Annotated in this window: 13 protein-coding genes; 2 read left to right on the top strand and 11 right to left on the bottom strand. The window is 68.2% G+C overall.

Features of this window, described 5'->3' with window-relative positions:
• Positions 1–4 precede the first annotated feature (4 nt).
• Genes ABD156_RS09910 through ABD156_RS09890 form a run of 5 tightly spaced genes read right to left on the bottom strand, consistent with a single transcriptional unit; the run spans position 5 to position 3965 of the window.
• Positions 5–1330 carry a DNA polymerase IV gene (locus ABD156_RS09910; protein WP_344269546.1) on the bottom strand — a complete coding sequence of 442 codons (1326 nt, stop codon included), beginning with the start codon at positions 1328–1330 and terminating at the stop codon, positions 5–7.
• 1 nt (position 1331) lies between these two features.
• Positions 1332–1637, bottom strand: coding sequence for a winged helix-turn-helix domain-containing protein (locus tag ABD156_RS09905; protein ID WP_344269543.1), 306 nt, complete (start codon positions 1635–1637; stop codon positions 1332–1334).
• Positions 1630–2277, bottom strand: a complete 648-nt coding sequence (locus ABD156_RS09900) for a hypothetical protein (protein WP_344269540.1) — start codon at positions 2275–2277, stop codon at positions 1630–1632. Before ABD156_RS09900 ends, ABD156_RS09905 begins: the two co-directional genes overlap by 8 nt.
• A 54-nt stretch (positions 2278–2331) precedes the next feature.
• Complete coding sequence (locus ABD156_RS09895; protein WP_344269537.1) at positions 2332–3066, bottom strand: ABC transporter permease; 735 nt, start codon at positions 3064–3066, stop codon at positions 2332–2334.
• Positions 3063–3965, bottom strand: coding sequence for an ABC transporter ATP-binding protein (locus tag ABD156_RS09890; RefSeq protein ID WP_344269534.1), 903 nt, complete (start codon positions 3963–3965; stop codon positions 3063–3065). The genes ABD156_RS09895 and ABD156_RS09890 overlap by 4 nt, the downstream gene beginning before the upstream one ends.
• 285 nt (positions 3966–4250) lie before the next feature.
• Here ABD156_RS09890 and ABD156_RS09885 point away from each other — a divergent pair, with 285 nt between their 5' ends.
• Entirely contained in the window at positions 4251–5417 is a 1167-nt protein-coding gene (locus ABD156_RS09885; protein ID WP_344269532.1) for a macrolide family glycosyltransferase, read from the top strand.
• 45 nt (positions 5418–5462) lie between these two features.
• Here the strand turns inward: ABD156_RS09885 and ABD156_RS09880 are convergent, their stop codons facing one another.
• Genes ABD156_RS09880 through ABD156_RS09865 form a run of 4 tightly spaced genes read right to left on the bottom strand, consistent with a single transcriptional unit; the run spans position 5463 to position 9774 of the window.
• A complete protein-coding gene (locus ABD156_RS09880) occupies positions 5463–7190 on the bottom strand; it encodes an aminotransferase class V-fold PLP-dependent enzyme (RefSeq protein WP_344269529.1) in 1728 nt (575 codons plus the stop codon).
• Complete coding sequence (locus ABD156_RS09875; RefSeq protein ID WP_344269526.1) at positions 7187–7954, bottom strand: amino acid ABC transporter ATP-binding protein; 768 nt, start codon at positions 7952–7954, stop codon at positions 7187–7189. Before ABD156_RS09875 ends, ABD156_RS09880 begins: the two co-directional genes overlap by 4 nt.
• Complete coding sequence (locus ABD156_RS09870) at positions 7947–8840, bottom strand: amino acid ABC transporter permease (protein WP_344269524.1); 894 nt, start codon at positions 8838–8840, stop codon at positions 7947–7949. Before ABD156_RS09870 ends, ABD156_RS09875 begins: the two co-directional genes overlap by 8 nt.
• Positions 8827–9774: an ABC transporter substrate-binding protein gene (locus ABD156_RS09865; RefSeq protein ID WP_344269522.1), complete on the bottom strand. Its 948-nt coding sequence runs from the start codon at positions 9772–9774 to the stop codon at positions 8827–8829. The genes ABD156_RS09870 and ABD156_RS09865 overlap by 14 nt, the downstream gene beginning before the upstream one ends.
• 99 nt (positions 9775–9873) lie before the next feature.
• Here ABD156_RS09865 and ABD156_RS09860 point away from each other — a divergent pair, with 99 nt between their 5' ends.
• Complete coding sequence (locus ABD156_RS09860; protein ID WP_344269520.1) at positions 9874–10260, top strand: pyridoxamine 5'-phosphate oxidase family protein; 387 nt, start codon at positions 9874–9876, stop codon at positions 10258–10260.
• Between the two features lie 375 nt (positions 10261–10635).
• Here ABD156_RS09860 and ABD156_RS09855 read toward each other — a convergent pair whose 3' ends face one another.
• Complete coding sequence (locus ABD156_RS09855; protein ID WP_344269517.1) at positions 10636–11835, bottom strand: GTPase; 1200 nt, start codon at positions 11833–11835, stop codon at positions 10636–10638.
• A gap of 761 nt (positions 11836–12596) precedes the next feature.
• On the bottom strand, positions 12597–14369 hold the full coding sequence (locus ABD156_RS09850; RefSeq protein WP_344269515.1) for a dynamin family protein: 1773 nt from the start codon (positions 14367–14369) through the stop codon (positions 12597–12599).
• Between the last annotated feature and the right edge of the window lie 55 nt (positions 14370–14424).

The following is a 14424-nucleotide window of genomic DNA, read 5'->3' as shown; positions in this document are numbered from 1 at the left end:
ACGCTCAGGCTAGGCAGTCGGCGGGCTGTCCGCGAGTCAGCAACGGATCGGTCTGGTCGAACGTCCGCGCGACGCCCGGGCCGGACGTGCGAGTCTCGAACCGGACCGTCACCCGGCCGTGCCCCGCGCCCTGCACCCAGCCTGTGCCATGCTCGGCGTGCACGACGTCGTCGCCCGGACGCCACCCCGAAGACGACACCGGCGCACTCCCGCCCGGCGACGGCTCCGAGGTCGACGTGACCACCGGCTCCTCCGCCGCAGCAGGCACCGTCAAGCTGAACAACGCGTCCTGATGCGGCACCGAAAGCCCGCTGAACGCGACCCCCGCGAGCCGCACGCCGCCGAACTCCTGCGGGTCGAGCAGCAGCCGTTCCGCAGTAGCCGCAAGCTGTTCGAGGTCATCGGTCGGCGACGCGGTGGTCTCGGAGCGAGTCACGGTGCTCATGTCCGTATGCCGCAGCTTGATCACCACCGTGCGCGCGACGCGACCAGCCTTCACCAGCCGAGCGTGCGCGCCAGCCGCTATTTTCCTTACCTCCGCGCGCAATCGGGCGAGATCAACCACGTCGACGTCGAAGGTCGTCTCCGCGCTCACCTGCTTGGCCTCGCCCCGCTCCGCGACCGGACGGTCGTCGAACCCGCTCGCCAGCCGCCGCAAGTCGCGTCCGACCACGCCACCGAGCGTCGACACCGCGTCCGGCTCCGGCAACGCCGCCAGCTCGCCCAAGGTGAGGACACCGATCGTGCGCAGTTTCGCTTCCGCCACCGGCCCGATCCCCCACAACGCCCGCACTGGCAGCGGTGCCAAGAATTCGCGTTCAGTACCCGGCGGCACGACGAGCAGACCGTCCGGCTTCGCCCGGTCCGAGCCGATTTTCGCGACCTGCTTGCCGGTTCCCGCCCCGATCGACGCAGTCAACCCGGTCTCGTCCCGAATCCGCGTCCGCAGGTTCTCCGCCCACTCGGACACCTGCTCGACCGACGCCCCCGCCAGCACAGGCGGTTCGGCGAACGCTTCGTCGAGCGAAATCCGTTCCAGCACCGGCGCGACCGCGCCGACGACGTCGAAAACCTGCTTGCTCAGTACTTCGTACAACCGGAACCGCGGCGGCAACACGACTCCGCCGGCCGGGAGCAGCCGTCGCGCCTGGGACATCGGCATCGCCGAACGCACGCCGTACTCGCGGGATTCGTAACTCGCCCCGGCGACGACGCCGCGATGCCCGGTGCCGCCGACCACCACCGCGCGCCCGCGCAGCGTCGGCCGGGTGAGCTGTTCGGCGGAGGCGTAGAACGCGTCGAGGTCCAGGTGCACGACCCAGCGAGACATGTCAGGTTCCAGCGTCCAGGAGCCGTTGCAACGCCTTGGTGTAGCTCTCGAACGCGGCCCGGCCTTTGCTCGTGAGCCGCACCAGCGTGACCGGCGTGCGGTGCTCGTAGGCCTTGGTGATCTCGACGTACTCGGCGTCCTCGAGTTTGCGCAGATGCGTCGAGAGGTTGCCCGCGGTCATCTCCAGGAGCTGCTGCAACCGGGGGAAAGTGATCTGGTCGGCGGGACGCAGCCCGGCGAGCGCGACCGTGACGCGCAGCCGCGCCTGGGCGTGGATGACGGGGTCGAGCTCCGGCAGCTCAGCCACGGGGCCGCACCACGTAGACCAGCGCCGCGACCGCGAATCCGCCGCCGCCGGCGAGCGAGAGGACGAGGAAGTTGCCTGGCACGCCGACCAGGACACTCGCCCCGCTGCACACGATGATCCAGCCCCCGAGGAAGTACTGCCGCATGTCCTGCCACAGCATCCCGCCCGCGAGATAAAGCGTTCCGGTGAGCAGCAGCGACGTGCCCGACCACAAAAGCGGCACGAGGTCGGAGCCCTCGGGAAGGAGTTTGGTGACCCGGATGTCGATCAGGCACATCGCGGCGAACGAGATCCCCCACGACCAGCCGTACATCGCGCCGATCCGCCGGGACGGGCCGCGAATCCCCCGGCTGGGTTTGCTGCCGTGCCAAGCCGAGTAGAAGATCGCGCCCACCATGAGCACGGCGACGACGATCCCCGCGACCCAGCCGGGAAGCAGCGCCGCCGACCGGTCGTCGGAGAGGTAGACGAGTCCCCAGCCGACGAGCCAGGTGAACGCCCAGACGGCGAACAGACGCGCCGGGCTGACTCGCAGCTCCCGGCGCGTCCGTTCGTTCTGCCGGGCGATGAGTTCGAGCGATTCCGCCGCGGAGAGCGGTTCGCCTTCGTCCTCGACGGGGTCCCCCGCGTCGTTGTTCACCCCTGACCGCCCTTCCCCCGTACTGACCCCGCATGCAGCACGGAAGCTAACACGTCACGCGACCTTCACCGGTCCCAGCCGGAACCGCCGCACCACCACGAGCGCGGGCACCACCAGCCAGGCCGCCAGCACGCCGACCGCCAAGCCGAGCCCGCCGGCGTGATCGACCGGGAGCGTGCCGACGCGGCCGAGCCAATACGTAGGAAAGAAATGCGCGAGCGTGGACATCCATCCCGGCAAGAACGCGAGCGGCATCCACAACCCGCCGAACACCCCGAGCGGCAGCATCAACGCCCCGGTCATCGCCCCGACCGTGTCGCCCTTGCCGAACAATCCGAGCAGCAGCCCGAGAACCGCGAACGGCAACGCGCCCAGCCACAATGAGACTCCGCTGAGCAGCCACTGCGCCGCAGTGAGATTCACCCCGTGCAGCGCACCGGCCACGAAGATCACCAGAACCACCGGCAGCGCCATCGCCATCGAGGACGCGATCTTCACCGCGAGGTAGCCGGGTCCGCGCATCGGGGTGAGCCGGAGCTGTCGCTGCCAGCCGTCAGTCCGCTCAGTCGCGACCCGCGTGCCAGTGAACAACGCGCCGCTCATCGCGCCGTACGCGCCCATGTTGATCATCGTCGTGACGCTCGCCTGGATGCCGTTCGCGCCGACCTGGTCACCGAACAGTCCGCCGAACAGCAGGAACATGCCGAGCGGAACCACGATGGTGAACAGCGCGAACTGCGGGCTGCGGACGATGCGCAGGATCTCCAGGCGGAGGTAGACGAGGTTCATCGGAGCGCTCCCTGCGGCTCGTCGGAAGTGAGGGCGAGGAATGCTTCCTCGAGCCCCGCGGAGGTGATCTCGATCGAGCTGGCCTGTGGGAACGCCGTGAGCAACGCCCGGATCGCCAGGTCGGAGTCCGTACAGCCGAGTTCCGCACGATCGCCCTGAACACGTGCACTGGCGACCCCGTCCAGCGCGGCCAGGGCTTCCTCACGAGCGCCCTGTACGACTGCCCTGATCACTCGCCCGGACACATTCGCGCGCACCTCGTCGACCGCCCCGTCCGCGACGACCTTCCCGTGCCGCATCAACACGACCCGGTCCGCGTAGTCCTCGGCTTCAGCGAGGTAATGCGTCGCGAAGAGGACGGTCCGCCCAGCCGCCGTGAACTCGTGCATCGACGCCCAGAACTCGCGCCGCGCATCGACGTCCAGCGCCGCTGTCGGCTCGTCAAGCAGCAGCAGCTCCGGGTCGCCAGTGAGCGCGAGCGCGTACCGAACCCGCTGAAGCTGCCCGCCGGACAACTTGCCGCACCGCCGCTTCGCGAACTCCCCGATGCCGGCCCGCTCGTAAACCTCCTTGGCCGACAACGGATCCCGGAACATCGACCGATGCAACTCGACCAACTCGGCCGGCGTGACGTCCCGTAGCAGGAACCCGTTCTGCACCATCGCCGCGAGCCGCCCGGAGTCGAGCGCCGCCCGAGGCGAGCCGCCGAACACCTGCACGCTCCCCTCGTCCGGCGAGGCAAGCCCGAGCAGCATGTCGATAGTGGTCGACTTGCCCGCGCCGTTCGGCCCCAGGAGCGCGACGACCTCACCGCGCCGCACGGTCAAGGACACCCCGTCCACCGCGCGGACCTGCTTGAACTGCTTCACCAGGCCGGTCAGCCTGAACGCTTCTGTCATCTCGTCCCCCAGTGCTTCGCTGTCCTGAACTTTGTAACACAAAGTTGGTTGCGATGGAAAGTGGTAGGCGATGCGGAGTTGTTCACCGCGGCAAGCCGGTGACGGCTATGCCCGGCAAATCCGGTTGCTCCCCGCAACCGGCACCGCTACCGTCCGGACCCATGACGATCTTCGCCCGCTGCCGCCTGTCCTGATCCCGGCACGACTCTCCGGGCCGCCCGCCACCGGGCGGCCCCCGCTTTGCGTGCCGGACCGCATCTCGTCCGGAAAGGACACTTTCGCCTCATGGGCAAGCACATCGTCGTGGTCGGCTGTTCCGCGCCGTCGCACGTCTACCCCTCGCTCGGGATCGTCCGCGAACTCGTGCGACGCGGGCACCGGGTCAGCTACGTCGTGGGCGAACCGCTCGCCGAGCTGGTCGAACCGACCGGCGCGGACGTCGTCGCGCATCCCACGATCTTCCCGCTCGGCCCGGACGCGGAATGGCCGGAGGACCCGGCCGAAGCGATGCGCGTCTTCCTCGACGAAGCCGTCGCGATCCATCCGCGGCTGATCGAAACCTTCGACCAGGACCGCCCGGACCTGCTGCTCTACGACATCGGCGGGCTCGGCGCGCCGCTGCTCGGCCTCCGCTACGGAGTGCCGGCGGTGCAGCTGTCCCCCACCTACGTCGCCTGGGACGGCTACGAGGAAGAACTCGCCGAGGTCCTCAAACCGATCCGCACCTCACCGTCCGGAATGGACTACGACCGGACGTTCACCGAATGGCTGACGGAACACGGCGTCACCGAAGACGCCTGGACCTGGCTCGCGCGACCGGTGCCGATCCTGTCGCTGATCCCGCGCGCGATGCAGCCGAACGCCGACCGCGTGCCGGAGGACCGCGTCCAGTTCGTCGGCCCCTGCCTCGACCCGGCGCGCGCGGCAGAGCACTGGACCCCGCCCTCCGACGGGAAACCCGTGCTGCTCGTGTCGTTCGGCACCGCGTACAACGACCAACTGGACGTATACCGGCACTGCATCACCGAATTCGGCGACTGGCATGTCGTGCTCTCGATCGGCAAGCACGTCTCGAAGGACGACCTCGGCCCGCTGCCGGAGTCGGTCGAGGTGCACGAAACGGTGCCCCAGCTCGCGATTCTCGACGTCGCGTCGGCCTTCGTCACGCACGCCGGCATGGGCGGCTGCACGGAATCCCTGTGGTACGGCGTCCCGACGGTCGCCATCCCGCAGGCCGTCGACCAGTTCGGCAACGCCGCGCAACTTGAGGCGTTGGGGGTCGGCAAGCATCTGCCCGCGGATCAGGTGACGGCCAAGTCCCTCCGTGCAGCCGTCGATGAGGTCAGCAGTTCGCCGGACGTCGCCGCGCGATTGGCCGAATTGCGCGCGGAAATCCGGGCCAACGGCGGAATCACCGCGGCCGCGGACGCGGTGGAGAAATTCCTGAAGTAATTACGCGCTGCCCGGGCTTGGCCGCACCAAGCCCGGGCAGCGCGGCTATCCGGCCCGGATCTCGTTGAGATAGTTGTAAATCGTGTACCGGGTCACCTCGAGCTGCCCGGCCAGATGGTCCACGGCGTCCTTGATCAGGAAGTACCCGGCCTCGTCCAATTCCCGGACCACCGCCGACTTGTGCCGCTTCTTCATCAGCTCCACCGGAATCCCCGACTTCCCGATCGCCCGCCCGACGAGGAACCGCTGCAGGCTGTCGACGTCCGGCAGGAACGTCTCCTCCCGCCGTTCCTCCGACGTCTGCGCCGCGGCGGGCAGTTCGCTGTTCACGCACAGGCACCCGATCGCCGTGCCCTCGGCGTCGCGCAGGAACAACGTGGACGACCGGATCTCGCGGCCGTCCGGACTGTGCGTGCGGTAGTTCGTCAGGTCCTGCGTCGTGCCGCGACGGACGAGCCCGAGCAGCAGATCCGTCATCGGCCCGCCGACCGAGCGGCCGGTGAGCCTGCCCGCGATCGCGACGATCGAATCCGGCAGCCGCGACAGGTCGTGCAGCAGCACCTCGTTGCCCGGCCCGAGCATCGCCGCGAGCCCGTCCACCGCCGGAATCAACGCGGTGAGCAGCTCATGCGTCGCCGTTCCCGAAGCCGACGCGACCGGCACGACCCGGCGAGGCCGGATCAGCGTTTCCAGCGCGTCCCGCACGAGATCGGCAGCCGCCGCCGGGGTCGAAGCGTGCGGCGACAATCGGACATGTTCCGGACGCACCGTCGCCGCGATCCCCGCCGCCGTCAATGCCGCCCCGACCTGCTCCGCCGGCTTATCCGGCAACGAGAACGCGAGAATCCCGGCTCGTCGTTCAGTCGCGGAGACGATCTCCGCTCCGAACGAACGCAGCACGTCCTCCAGTTCGCCGACGCGTTCGTCGATCCGGCCCGCGATCGCCGCGACACCGGTTTCCTCGACCAGTTCGAGCGCGGCCGCGAACGCGCCGGACGTGACCGGGCTGAGGTTCGAAATCGACCAGCTCGCCGCGGTCGGGTCGGCCGGGTGGATCTCGTTGTCGAACAGGCCTGGGTCGCGCGCGCCGGTCCAGCCGGACAGAATCGGGTCCATCCGCGCCAGCGCCCGGTCGGACAGCACCGCGAACCCAGTGCCCCAGCCCGCCCGCAGCCACTTCTGCCCGCCGACCACGAGCACGTCGGCGACCTCCCACGGCGCGTCGACGACCCCGAAGCCCTGGATCCCGTCGACCACCAGCAGCCGGTCGCCCACGACCTCGCGCAATGCGGCGAGATCAGCCCGGTAGCCGGTACGGAAGTCGACGGCGCTCACGGAAACGACCGTGGTTTCCGGCGTGAGCGCTTCCGCGAGGCGATCGGCGGTGACGTAACCGCCTTCCAGCCGCCGCATCCGTACTCTTCCGGCCTGCTCGGCACGCGCCCACGGGTACGTGTTGGCGGGGAACTCCGCGGCCGAAACGAGCACCTCGCCGTGGCTGTTGAAGGCCGCCTGGAACAGGCCGAGGCTGGTGTGCGGCAGCAGTACCGTGTGGTCGGTGTCGCTGCCGCAGAGCCGCGCGGCCGCCGCTTTCGCCCGGATCTCCTGCCGCATCAGCTCGTCCACAGTGGACGGACCGGCCTTGGTCGTCGCCTCCAGCAGCCGCGCGGTGGTGTCTAAGACAGTGTGCGACGGCGGCCCGAACCGCGCGAAGTCCAGGTAGCCGGCGGGCTCGTCGAACTGGAGCAGGTACCGGGGCGGGATCCGGGTCACGAGAGGACCCGCGCGAGGAACTGCCGCGTCCGCTCGTGTTCCGGCGACTTCAGCACGCGCTCCGGCGGCCCGGTTTCGACCACCGCGCCGTCGGCGAGGAACACCACCTCGTCGGCGGCCTCCGCGGCGAAGGCCATCTCGTGCGTCACGACCACCATCGTCATTCCCTCCCGAGCCAACGTACCCATCACCGCGAGCACCTCCCCGACCAACTCCGGGTCCAGCGCGGACGTCGGCTCGTCGAACAGCATGAGCTTCGGCTTCATCGCCAGCGACCGCGCGATCGCGACGCGCTGCTGCTGCCCGCCGGACAGTTGCCCCGGGTAAGCGCCCGCTCGGTCCGCGAGCCCGACCCGGTCAAGCAGGTCCAGCGCCTCTTTCCGAGCCTGCGCCGGGTCGACGCCGAGCACCCGCACCGGTCCCTCGACCACGTTCTCCAGCGCCGTCCGGTGCCCGAACAGGTTGAACCGCTGGAAAACCATGCCGATGTCGCGGCGCTGCCGGGCGACGTCCTTCTCCCGCAGCTCGTACAGCTTGCCGCCGCGCAGCTTGAACCCGATCGGCTCGCCGTCCACCCAGACCTGGCCGCCGTCGATAGTCTCGAGATGGTTGAGACAGCGCAGAAACGTGCTCTTCCCCGCCCCGGACGGCCCGAGCAGGCACACCACCTGTCCTTTGCGGACCTCCAGGTCGATGCCCTTGAGCACCTCGGTGTGCCCGTAGTTCTTGCGGACCCCGACAGCTTTCAGCAGCGGCTCAGACACGCGCACCCCTCACCAGCGGCATCCCCTTGAGCGCCTTCCCGGCCCGCGCCATCGGACTCCGGTCAGCCGCCCCGAACGATCGTTCAAGGTAGTGCTGGCCGATGCCCGCCACCGTCACCACGACCATGTACCAGACGGCCGCCGCGATCAGCGTCTCCATCACCAGCAGGTTGTTGGACGAGATGTTGTTGGCCGCGTGGATCAGCTCGGTCACGCCGATCACCGACGCCATCGACGTGCCCTTGAGCATGTTGATGAAGTCGTTGCCGGTCGGCGGGATGATCACGCGCATGGCCTGCGGCAGCACGACCCGGCGCAGCGTCGCGCCAGGCGTCATGCCGATGGATTTCGCCGCCTCGGTCTGCCCGGTGTCGACACTGGTCAACCCGGCACGGACGATCTCCGCCATGTACGCGCTCTCGTTGAGCGCCAGTCCGAGCAGAGCCGCGGTGAACGCGCTGATCAGCACGTTCGTCGGCTCGTGGACGAGGTAACCGCCGAACGGGAGCGGGATCGAGACGGTCGGGAAGATCAGGGCCAGGTTGTACCAAATCAGGATCTGCAACAGCACCGGAAGCCCGCGGAACAGCCAGATGTAGACCGCCGCGAACCACTTCGCGACCGGGTTGGCGCTGAGCCGCAGCAACGCGATCAGGATGCCGAGCACGATCGCGATCGCCTGCGCGATCACCGCCAGCACGACGGTGTTGAGCAGGCCGAGCGCCATCACGCGGTAGAAGACGAAGTCGGGTACCGAACCCCATTCGATCTGCGCCTGCGCGAGCGCGAAACCCAGCAGCACCAGCAGCGCGACGATCACCGCCGCGCTGACCCAGCGACCCCAATGCCGCAGCCGGACGATCGGCAGCGGTTCAGCTTCCGCCATTGACGGCCGCCTCCTTGACCGCGCCCTGCTCGACGCCCCAGGACTGCAGGATCTTGCCGTACGTCCCGTCGGCGACGAGTGACTGCAGCGCCTGCTTGACGGCGTCACGCAGCTTCGTGTTGCTCTTCGCGAACCCCATCCCGTACGGCCCGCCCTCGATCGGCTGTCCGGGTACGACCTCGAAGAACTTGCCGTCGCCCGCGGTGCGCGAGATGTAGACCGCGCTCGGCAGGTCGTTGAGAATCGCCGCGACGCGACCGGTGCGCAGCTGATTCTGGTTCTGGTTGTCGCTGTCGGTCGCGGTCACTGTGATGGCCGGCTTGCCCGCCTGCGTGCACTTCGTGCTCTGCGCGGTGGCGAACTTCTGGTGACTGGTGCCCTGTACGACTGCCACGTTCTTGCCGCACAACGTGTCCGGCCCGGAGATGCCGTCCGGGTTGCCCTTGCGGATCATGATCGTGATGCCGGACGAGAAGTAGTCCACGAAGTCGATCTGCTTCTGGCGTTCCTTGGTGTCGTTCATCGCCGCCATGGTCAGATCGACGCGGCCGGACTGCAGACTCGTGATCAGCGAACCGAACGCGAGGTCCTGGTACGCGACGGTCACCCCGAGCTTCGCCCCGACCGCCTTCGCCAGATCGACCTCGTAGCCGATCGGCGTCTTGCCGTCCGCGGCGTAGAAGTTGTTCGGCGCCGACTGGATGTTGGAGGCCAACCGCAACGTCTTGGCCTGCCCCACCGCCGGCGGCAATGCTCCGGCGAGCTGCGGGTCAGCCTTGATCGCGCCGAGCAACGCGGTGTTGTCCGGAACAGCGCTCTGTTTTTGCGGTTGCCCGCCACCAGCCCCGTCGGGACCCCCTCCACAAGCGGTGGCGAACGCGAGCAAACCGCCCAGCAGTACGGCCTGCCAAGCACGGGAACGAAGCGACGACATGCGGAACCTCCAGGACGTCGTTGGTTCCGCGGGACGCTACAACTGCTTGTTAAAGAGGTCAACAAGCAGTTGAATTCCTGTCTCGTCTAGCGTGCGAACATGACACTCGACGAGAGCTTCCGCCAGTTCTGGACCGAACGGCGGCTCGCGTCGCTCACGACGGTGCGCCCGAACGGAACGCCGCACGTGGTCGCGGTAGGCGTGACAGTCGACTTCGAACAAGGCCTCGCCCGCGTCATCGCCTCCGGGACGTCGTACAAGGCCCGCCTCATCCGCGCCGCCGGCGAGACGGGAATGGCCGCCGCGGTATGCCAATTCGAGGGCCGAACCTGGTCCACGCTGGAAGGCCGAATCCGCCTCCTCGACGATGCTGTTTCGGTCCGCGACGCCGAAGAACGCTACGCCGAGCGGTACCGGCAGCCGCGCGAGAACCCACAGCGAGTCGTCCTGGAACTCACCATCGGACGAGTGCTGGGCAACGCCTGAGGCTCTGCCTTCTGGCCAACTGCCCTGGTCAGTCGCCCTGGTCAGTCGGCTTGATCAGTCGCCCCGGCCGACCGCCCTGACCAACCGCCCTGTCAGTGTTCTCGATCAACTGCCCTGGTCGACTGCCCTGGTCTACCGCCCGGTCAGGTCGCTAACCCAGCCAACTGCCTAGGTCAATCGCCCTGAACAGTCGTCCTGCAGACTGTCTCAGACGACCGCCCGGCCGACCGCCCTGATCATCAGCCCGGTCAGTCATCCCGCCAGCTGTCCCGGCCAACTGTCCTGGTCAACCAGCCCGGTCGACTGCCCAGGTCAGCCGCCCCGCTAACAACCCGGTCGATCGCCCGGGTCAACCGCCCCGGACGACTGCCCTGGTCAAACGAACTGCGCCAGCAACCCCTCCGCGCTGCGCACCACAACCTGCGCCGCAGCCCGCTCCGCCAGTGCCCGGTCCGGCCGCTCCGCCTCATGCCGCCACCGCATCACCGCGTCGAGACCGGCTTCATACCTCTCGCGCGGATCCGTACCCGCCGCGAGCCCCAGCCGTTCCTCCGGCTCCGTCCCCTCCGCACCCAGCAACCGCACAGCTTCTTCCGCAGACTCCCCCGCCAGCGCAGTACGCCCACCGCGAATGTCCGCGATCAGCCGCAACTCGCGAAAGTCGTGCGCACCAGCCGAAAACCGCTCAACCCGCGCCGCAAGTCGATCGCTGTGCGGCCGAGGCTCCGCGTTCAACACGGTCTCCAACCGAATCAACGCCGTCCGCGCGCGCAGCGCGTCTGCCCGCGCAGCGAAACAACCCGCGATAGTGTCGCGAAGCTCGCCAAGACCACTACGCCGCACCAATTCCGTCGACAGCTTCACCCGGTCGTCACAGCCCGTCCGGATCAACGTCAACGCAAGCTTCACCCCGAAGAGCCCGAAGCGCACCACCAACGACCGTCGCGTCTCGACCGACACCGGTCCCGGAAACGCCGGATCAGTAAAGGAATCCACCGACAGCAGATACCGCTCCAATTCCTCACGCGGTACAGCAGCGAAAGCCGCGAGAAGCTCGAACTCGTCATCAGTGAACGCGCGCGCCCCGTACGCAAGCTGCGCCGCGACCGCGATCACGCCTTGGAATCCACTGCACAGCGGATCTTCACGCCACGCGCGCCGCGCAATCTGCTTCGCGGTAAGCAGTGCGTCAATCCGCCCCGCGCCTGTCTCGTCCGCGCGCGCAAGCACAAGGATCGTGTCGACGGCCGTCTGTCGCGCGAACGCTGAAGGTGCTGTCGGACGCAATGTCGCCAACTGATCGGGCTCAAGGTGGCGCAGCAGTCGTACGGATGCGTCAGTGAGCGTCGACGGATGCGGCGCATCGAGAAACTCCAGATCACGCAACGCCCGCGTCGGCCAATCGCCCAACGCCGCGGCCAGCGTGGACTTCCCCGTCCCCGCAGTTCCGCTGATGCTCACCCGAAGCGGCTCGTCGAGATGATCAAGCGCTTCTCCCAGCAACGCCGAAGCCCTCGGGCTGTCGCGGTAGTACGCACAAGCATCCGCCAGAAGCGCCCGAACGTCCTCAACCACGCGCGACACCACTCCTCACTCGACTCACGCCACCCGGCACAGTCCCGAACATCCTCGACTACCCGGCAACGCCCCGCTCACCGACCACCGAATCCGGCCATCACCAATCCAGCCGACAACCCCCTCAACCGCCCCAGAACGCCACATCCCCCACAGCCGAACCCGCCACGCAGCCACATCTCCCGACTCGACGCCCACAGCCGAAACGGCTCAACCTCTCCGACGCAAGCCTCGATCTATCGACCAACCACCGTGACGACTCCACACAAACCCGTTCCAACTCACCAAACCGCGTTCACCGCAGCAAACGCCTCAACGCACTGGGGGCTAAATCACTCCCACGATGCGGAAACCCGCTCAGCAAACCTCAGGAGCCCAGCCTCATCCAGCGAGCACCGGATCCCGCCGACGACTCAGCCCAATCCCGAAGAAAGCCACCAACACGACCAAAACACGCCGCACCCAGCCATCCTCTCCGAAGTCGTGCATCCAACTCCGAGAGCACCGGACACCCAGCCCGAAAGAGCCGCCAAACATCCCACGCCCAGCTAATCCAGACGAAGTCGCACAGCCAACTCCACGGACACCTGGTCAGCCAGCATCCCACTCGCCAACCCGCAGAAAGCCGTCTGACTACCCGAGCACGCGCCTAGCCACCTCAGACCAAGGTCACGCGAGCAACGGCCTTGAGTGCCCCGCTAGCCAGCATTCCCAAGGCCCTGCCACAAAACCGAAGCCGTCGCGCTCAGCCGAGCCGAGGGTCACGCAGGCAATTCCTTAGGCGCACGATTGGCCAGCATCCCCAACTCCCCAGCCCGCTTGTGCAGCCCGGCGAGCCGGTCGATCTCCCGCCGCAGCGACGCACTCCGCCGCTCCCGCTCGGCCGACCCGGCGATGATCATCTCGCGTTCCCGCGTCAGCTCGTCGGCAAGACCGTCCGCAAGCTCAGTGAAGTGGTCGCGCAACCGTCGCTGCACATGGCGGATCGCGTCGCGGCACTCCTTGCTGAACCGCAGGAACACGTCGTCGACATGCCGTTGCGCGGTCATCTTGGCCACTGCCTGCCGACGTTGCAGCCGCATGCCGCCCTCGTCGCTGATCGTCTTCGCCGCGAACGCGACGCCCGCGCCGATCGACACCGGGTTGATCAACGGCAACCCCGCCAGCCCGGTCACCAGGCCGAACATCAGCACGCCACCATACGAACCGCGCAACCCGGTGAACGCCTTCTGCCCGATCTTGAACCGCTCGATCCGCGGTTGCCGGACCTCGGCGATCTGGTCCACGCCGGAGTCGATCAAGGCCAGTTCCGGCAGGTCGTACTGCGCACCGAAACTCACTGCCACCGCTTGCGCGATCCACTCCGCGCGTTCGGCCGCGAATGTGTAGGTCGTCTCGACCGCTTCCGCGAGCGTGCTGTCCAGCCACGGCCCGAACTCGTCCCACACCTTCACCGGGTCGCCGCGGTCGAAGGTTTCGTCGATCGTCTCGACGATCTTCCGGGTGCGTTCGCGCAGGTCGTACTCCGCGTCGGACTGCAAGTCAGCGATCTCGTCCGACAGCAGGTTCTGCCAGCGGCTGTTGCGCCGGCGCAGCTCGTCGGCGCGACGTTGGGAGCGTTGCAGCAGCGTCGTCTGGTCGACGCCTGCTTCCTGCCCCGCCGCTTCGGCTCGCGCACGCAAGGTCTCGACCAGCTCGGCTGCCGCCGCGCGCACGCTCACCGCGGCAAGCAACGCGGCTGTGCTCTCCGCCGGCCGCGAAACCTGCGTCGCGATCCAGGAAAGCAGCTCCGGGAATCCGGAACGCACGTTGAGGTCTTGGTCGCCGCCCTTCGCCGCGGCGAACCGGACCGTCGCGGAGACCGGCAGCACCGGCGAGTCGATCCCGGCCGAGGACAACGCGGTCCGGTTCTGTTCGGCAACCGTGCGCCAGCCTGCGCTGACATCGATCTTGGTCAGCGCGATGACCACGTGCGGGCACCACGTCCGGATGTGATGCGCCAACGCCAGCTCGGCCTGATCCAGCGGAGCAGCGGCGTCGGAAACAAGAATGACCGCGTCGGCGTCCGCGAGAACGTCGAGAGCGGCGGCTGTGCGAGGCGACCTCGGATCGCCGATCGCCGGGGTGTCGATGAGCACCAGGCCCGCGGACAGCAAATCGCGCGGGACCCCGACCTCGACCCGGCGCAGCGAGCCGGCCGGCCGTGCGCCGACCTCGCCGGTCAGCTTCTCGATCTCGACCGGGATGCGTTCGTCAGCGCGTCCGACGAGCGTCGCGCCGGGTTCCGCCGCGTACGCGACTTCGATCGGCACTGCGGGTGTCGCCGCGTCGCCGACTGGGCAGACTGGCGCGTTCAGCACCGCGTTGACCAGGTAGCCCTTGCCTTGTTTGGGAAAGCCGAGCACTGCGACGCGCGTGCCTCCCGGCGGCCGGTCCTGACGCCGGCGAAGACGTTGGGCCAGGTCTTCGCGGCCGTGCGTCCGGCAGGCGTCCGAGGTCTCGGCGAGCACTTCGAGCCAAGCTGGAGCCGTCACGGCGAACCAGTGTCCCCTGTGTACGGGGAGTATCCGAACCGGGTGGTGGCTCCGC

This window comes from Amycolatopsis albidoflavus (genome assembly GCF_039525725.1).
GTDB lineage: Bacteria > Actinomycetota > Actinomycetes > Mycobacteriales > Pseudonocardiaceae > Amycolatopsis > Amycolatopsis albidoflava.
Note: the sequence above shows the minus strand (reverse complement) of the source record. Positions and strands in the feature narration are given on the sequence as shown.

Bases quoted from the DNA above. Each gene is read 5' to 3' on its own strand.
- ABD156_RS09910 (WP_344269546.1), bottom strand. From the start codon at position 1,330: ATGTCTCGCTGGGTCGTGCACCTGGACCTCGACGCGTTCTACGCCTCC.
- ABD156_RS09895 (WP_344269537.1), bottom strand. From the start codon at position 3,066: ATGAACCTCGTCTACCTCCGCCTGGAGATCCTGCGCATCGTCCGCAGC.
- ABD156_RS09890 (WP_344269534.1), bottom strand. From the start codon at position 3,965: ATGACAGAAGCGTTCAGGCTGACCGGCCTGGTGAAGCAGTTCAAGCAG.
- ABD156_RS09885 (WP_344269532.1), top strand. From the start codon at position 4,251: ATGGGCAAGCACATCGTCGTGGTCGGCTGTTCCGCGCCGTCGCACGTC.
- ABD156_RS09870 (WP_344269524.1), bottom strand. From the start codon at position 8,840: ATGGCGGAAGCTGAACCGCTGCCGATCGTCCGGCTGCGGCATTGGGGT.
- ABD156_RS09865 (WP_344269522.1), bottom strand. From the start codon at position 9,774: ATGTCGTCGCTTCGTTCCCGTGCTTGGCAGGCCGTACTGCTGGGCGGT.
- ABD156_RS09860 (WP_344269520.1), top strand. From the start codon at position 9,874: ATGACACTCGACGAGAGCTTCCGCCAGTTCTGGACCGAACGGCGGCTC.